This window comes from Bacillus sp. 220_BSPC (genome assembly GCF_001054655.1).
Lineage (GTDB): Bacteria > Bacillota > Bacilli > Bacillales > DSM-1321 > Peribacillus > Peribacillus frigoritolerans.
The window spans coordinates 1-5,113 of record NZ_JVPL01000042.1 but is presented as its reverse complement, the minus strand read 5'-3'; the positions used below and the strand labels follow the sequence as shown (position 1 = coordinate 5,113).

The 5,113-nt window shown below is 34.7% G+C and carries 5 protein-coding genes; all 5 read left to right on the top strand.

Features of this window, described 5'->3' with window-relative positions; translation table 11 throughout:
• The first annotated feature begins 286 nt into the window (after positions 1 to 286).
• The 5 genes from ADA55_RS02750 to ADA55_RS02730 all read left to right on the top strand — a co-directional run bounded on the left by ADA55_RS02750 (position 287) and on the right by ADA55_RS02730 (position 4,573).
• Positions 287 to 1,111 carry an MBL fold metallo-hydrolase gene (locus tag ADA55_RS02750; protein ID WP_048678668.1) on the top strand — a complete coding sequence of 275 codons (825 nt, stop codon included), beginning with the start codon at positions 287 to 289 and terminating at the stop codon, positions 1,109 to 1,111.
• A 177-nt stretch (positions 1,112 to 1,288) separates the two neighbouring features.
• Positions 1,289 to 1,792 carry a GNAT family N-acetyltransferase gene (locus ADA55_RS02745; RefSeq protein ID WP_048678666.1) on the top strand — a complete coding sequence of 168 codons (504 nt, stop codon included), beginning with the start codon at positions 1,289 to 1,291 and terminating at the stop codon, positions 1,790 to 1,792.
• A gap of 461 nt (positions 1,793 to 2,253) precedes the next feature.
• The gene (locus ADA55_RS02740) at positions 2,254 to 3,180 is read left to right on the top strand and encodes an ornithine cyclodeaminase family protein (RefSeq protein ID WP_048678663.1); all 927 of its coding nucleotides are present in this window, start codon (positions 2,254 to 2,256) and stop codon (positions 3,178 to 3,180) included.
• Positions 3,181 to 3,378: 198 nt separating this feature from the next.
• Positions 3,379 to 3,864, top strand: coding sequence for an HIT family protein (locus ADA55_RS02735; RefSeq protein ID WP_048678661.1), 486 nt, complete (start codon positions 3,379 to 3,381; stop codon positions 3,862 to 3,864).
• A gap of 256 nt (positions 3,865 to 4,120) precedes the next feature.
• Positions 4,121 to 4,573 (top strand): hypothetical protein, encoded by a 453-nt coding sequence (locus ADA55_RS02730; protein WP_048678659.1) that lies wholly within the window; start codon positions 4,121 to 4,123, stop codon positions 4,571 to 4,573.
• Positions 4,574 to 5,113 lie beyond the last annotated feature (540 nt).

Here is a 5,113-nt window from a genome sequence, read left to right as displayed (position 1 = left end):
AAAACACTACCAAAAGTAACCCCTTTAACAAAAGATTTAGCCGCATCTTTCAAAACATTTGTTTCTTTTTTATTCTCCATACTATCCCCTCCTATAATTAATGTGAACAGACTGTTTAAAAATTTCCGAATATAATACCTTTATAATTATAACCCAAAAAAAGTATTGTATATAATATACAATTTCAGTTTGAAGGAATTGGGATTGAGCATTAAATTTAAAATTTTTACCTTATTTGTATATAATAATTAATGTTAAGGCTTTGTAGATATGGGGGAAAAAGGTTATGGTTAATTATATTTGTGAGACATGTGGAGTCCAATATGGAGGCTCTAAAGAAGTACCTAATCAATGTTTGATTTGCGGGGAAGAAAGACAATATGTTAGTCCTAAAGGGCAAACATGGACAACATTAGAAATGATGAAAAAAGATAGAAAATTTAAAAATTGTATTAACCTTGACGAAGATGGGTTATATAGCATAAATACTATTCCGAATTTTGGAATTGGACAAACTGCTTATCTAATAAAAGATACGAATTTTAATTTATTATGGGACTGTATTACATATATTGATCAAGATACGATTACGCAAATTGAAGATTTAGGTGGAATCGATGCTATAGCGTTATCTCACCCTCACTATTTCTCTAGTCAAGTGGAATGGGCCGAAGCTTTTGACGCTCCGATTTATATTCATGAAGATGAAAAAGACTGGGTAACGAGGCCAAGCGAAAAAATCATTTTCTGGTCTGGAGAATCGCTTGAATTACAGCAAGGTGTCATACTTCAGAGAATTGGTGGACATTTTAAAGGCGGCACCGTTTTAGAATGGAAAAACGGGTTCAGACAGAACGGAATATTACTGACTGGGGATATCATTCGGATCGCTGCTGATCGCCAATGGGTAAGTTTTATGTATAGTTATCCAAACTTCATCCCAATGCCCAGTGTAACAGTAGAAAGAATCGCAAATCGGGTTAATGAATTTAAGTTTGAACGGTTATATGACGCTTTTCACCGAGTAATTAAAGAAGAAGCCCATTACCAAGTTCAAAAATCTGCAACTAGGTACGTTAAAGCACTAAATGGAACATTATTTACTACATAAAGCCTCATCGTTTATTCCTATTTTTAAAAAAAAGATTGTGAAGAGTTATACTTAAACTAACGGGTGCGTTAGCTGAAGATCGGAGCTGCCTTTAAGGCAGCTTTTTCTTATGGCACTAACGGGGCAGGATAGTTCATTAAGATGTATAATATTGGATATGCTTAAGGGGGGATTTTGATGTTAATAAGAGAGGTAAAACCTGAGGATGCTGAAAGTTTCGATTGGCTAATGAAGCAAGTTGAAACTGAGGCTGATTTTATGCTTATGGAACCAGGAGAAAGAAAAGGTTCTTCTGAACAACAACGTAAATGGTTGGAACGAATGGACAAAGAGAGTAATTCAACGGTACTTGTTGCAGAACAAGAAGGTGGACAGTTAGTAGGGTATTTAGCAGTCATTGGCGGAGATACAAGAAGAACCAAACATTCAGCCTACCTAGTTATAGGTATTTTAAAAGAATACACAGGGCGTGGTATAGGAACAAAACTATTTCAAAGGTTAGAAGAATGGGCAATAACTCATAATATCTTACGGTTAGAACTTACAGTAGTCACTCAAAATGAAGCAGGAGTATCTCTATATAAGAAAATGGGATTTGAGATAGAAGGAATAAAAGGGAACTCACTAATGAAAGATGACACACTTTTCGACCAGTATTTTATGTCCAAATTATTAAAATAACAGGTGCTTTACTTCATTACCAGGAGCTAACAGCAGCTCCTTTTCTTATGGAACTAACGGGTGCGTTAGCTGAAGATCAGAGCTGTCTTTAAGGCAGCTTTTTTTTATGGAACTATAGGGGCAGGTTAGTTCAAGAGTACCTATTGATTTGTTCAACAATTGGGCCATTTTGTAGAATAAAGGACTTTTTACTTTTACTGTCACTTTGATCGGTAATTTTCACCTGTTTTAAGTGCTATTTTGCACTTCAGAATACAAGAGTTTTGGACATAGAAGGCAGGTGAGCAATTTAAAAATACAAAAACGAAAAAGCATCTTGCAACTATAGGGACAGATTGTTGAGTAAAGAAATGATTGTTTTATGTTAAACTGAAAAGAAGGTAGTAATAGTTAAAAAAGTAAAAAAATGCAAGATTATAAGGTTTTAGACTAGGTTTCTATGAAAGGTGGGCATATAAGACATGGCATATCAAGTTCTAACAGATTCTGACGTTTTGAGATTGACTAGAATGAAACCCGTCATCGAAGCAATTGAGCGCGTTTTTCGTGAACAAGCAAACGCAACCCTTGTTTCACCACCTCGATTTCAATTGGAGACGGAGAATGGAAACTTAGTTTTCACTGCTGGCGCCGCAACGGAGACTGAAAAAGTTATAGGCTTTCGAGTTTACGATACTTATTCAAACGATCATTCGGGTCACGAACAACTGGTATCTGTGTTTGATTCCGTGACAGGTGTATTCAAAGGCGTTATTATTGGCAATTTACTTGGTGCCCTTCGCACGGGCGCAATTGGAGGAGCTGCCATTAATGCCATGTCTCGGTCAGATGCTGAACAGCTAGCGATAATTGGAACAGGTATACAAGCTCGTACTCAGTTAGAAGCTGCTATAGCTATTCGTGATATTAAACGGGTTATGGTTTACAGTCGCAATGATAATAATCGAAAGAAGTTTGCCGAAGAAATGTCTGAAAAACTTGATATGGATGTAATTTCTATGGATTCACCCCAAAAGTGTGTGGAGAAGGCAGATATCATCATCTGTGCTACAAATAGTCGTTCACCAGTGATAGATGCGGATTGGTTAAAACCGGGTGTACATATCAATACTGTTGGACCAAAATCGATGAATGGACATGAGTTGCCCATAGAAGTAGCTGGTAAAAGTTCCGTAATTACTACAGACTCCCTTGAACAGTTACGTGCCTATTCAACACCTCACTTCTTAACCAATACTCCTTATGAACAGAATATTGTACAGCTTTCGGACATCATAACTGGAAAAACATTGGGTAGAACTTCAATCAGTGATGTTACATTGTTTTGTTCCGTCGGACTTTCTGGAACTGAAGTGGTTGTTGCGCATGAGATAATGAAAATGGCTTAAAAATAAACAAGGATTTGAAATACCACAACCTATATGATTGATGAATCTTCCATAATTGGACGTGATTCTTTACTTCTTTAGATCAGAGCTGTCTTTAAGGCAGCTTTTTTTATGGAACCAACGGGGTAGGATAGTTCAACAAGGGTTGTTTATTTTTATCTTTTTAAGAGAGATAATATTATGTTTTTGGAGGGAATTATGAGGGAAATTACTTTGTCTAATGGAAAAACAGTTGAAGTCGAATGTTTAAGTTGTGCTCTAACAAGAGGGGAAATAGAGCCGGATGGTGGTGTAATAGTCGAAACTGAACATTTTCATGCTCACCAAGACGTTGCATATCCTATTAAAGGTTTAGTAATTTTAGCATCTAAACGTCATATTAAGTGTTTTGACGAGTTAAATGACTTAGAAAAGGTTGATTACATAAACTTATTATCTAAGATTAGAAAAGCTCAAAGGGAAGTATTAGGGATTGAACATGTTTATTACTTTTATAATGAAGATACTACCCACCATTTTCATACTTGGATGGTTCCTCGATATGAATGGATGTACGATTTTGGACGTTCGGTAGAATCTGTTAGACCAGTTTTGCTCCATGCAAGAAACAAATTGAATAATGATGAAAATGTAAAAAGTGTAATTGATGGAATTAAGGCTTTAAAAAAAGAACTATACACTTAATCCTTCCTTGTCCCACTAATAGTTGCTTTACTTGGATAAGAGAGTTGATTTGGCAGCTCTTTTTCTTATGGCACTAACGGGGCAGTATAGTTCTATAAGAAATTGGTTTATTATGGTATAATTTTTAGGTGATTGTCTTCAATACTTTATTGACTAAAATAAATAATATGATAGCCGCCATCGTTTTTCTATTTATAGGTTCGTCGTGTGACAAAGAGTTCCAGTTATTTCTGGGAGAATAATAAGGAGTAAATATATGAAAAAATTTTTTAGTTTAATTTGTGGATTGTTATTTGCCTTTTCTTTAACAGGGTGCTTAGGAGAAGATTATGATTTTACTCCTCCTAGCGTTACACTTACTCCTACACTCTCTAATAGCGATATCAAATTAAAAGTAGCGAATATAGATTGGAAATCTGATAAAGAATATAAGAAAGAAACGAAAGATATTCTATCACTTGCAAGGAAACAAAAACAAGTAAGCATTAATTCTGGTCAACACGATTATTATATAGACTTTGATAGTCAAGACTTTAAGATTGAAAAAATAAGTATTTGGGTATGGAAGCAGGATAAGAAGGTAGAATTGGAAGTTGATAAAAATCTCAACTTCAATTTCCCAAAAGAAAAAGGAGAATATCTAATAGAAGTGGACCTTCTTACGGATAACGGAAGTGCTGAATATGTAGGTAATATAGCCATTAAGTAGTGGATAACATCCTCCAATTAACATAAGCTTTTGTTTGATAAGACCATCGAAATTTAATGGTCTTTCTTTATGTATAAATATCAACTTTATAAGAGCTTAAAATAATAATATGTTCAAATGAAATAATACACTGTTTGTGATGTTTATCACTTAAACTAACGGGTGCTTTACTTCTATATGGGCTGGAAACAGCTCCATATCTTCTGCAACTAAAGGGCAGGTTAGTTCCATAAGGAATACTAATATTAGATCTAACGAGGAACTTATTTTAAGGAGGAAAACATGAGCTTGGAGCATGATTTTCACCTTATTTCTAAGACAACTGATATAAACGTCAGTTCTATAAAAGAACAAAAAAATCTCTAATCTAAGCTTTTAGAGATTTTTTTAATGCAAAAACACAACTTTTATTTAGCTAATACGTCTAAGTATTGAACATTCAAGAAAAGGAGGGTTGGTAACTTGTCAGAGTACAGAAAAGAAGAAATTACAGATTGGTATGACCAACATAGTAAATCCATTTTAAGCTTTATTTTATTG

What these genes read in the sequence shown, in the direction of transcription:
- ADA55_RS02750 (WP_048678668.1), top strand. Translation starts at nt 287, where the DNA reads ATGGTTAATTATATTTGTGAGACATGTGGAGTCCAATATGGAGGCTCT.
- ADA55_RS02745 (WP_048678666.1), top strand. Translation starts at nt 1,289, where the DNA reads ATGTTAATAAGAGAGGTAAAACCTGAGGATGCTGAAAGTTTCGATTGG.
- ADA55_RS02740 (WP_048678663.1), top strand. Translation starts at nt 2,254, where the DNA reads ATGGCATATCAAGTTCTAACAGATTCTGACGTTTTGAGATTGACTAGA.
- ADA55_RS02735 (WP_048678661.1), top strand. Translation starts at nt 3,379, where the DNA reads ATGAGGGAAATTACTTTGTCTAATGGAAAAACAGTTGAAGTCGAATGT.
- ADA55_RS02730 (WP_048678659.1), top strand. Translation starts at nt 4,121, where the DNA reads ATGAAAAAATTTTTTAGTTTAATTTGTGGATTGTTATTTGCCTTTTCT.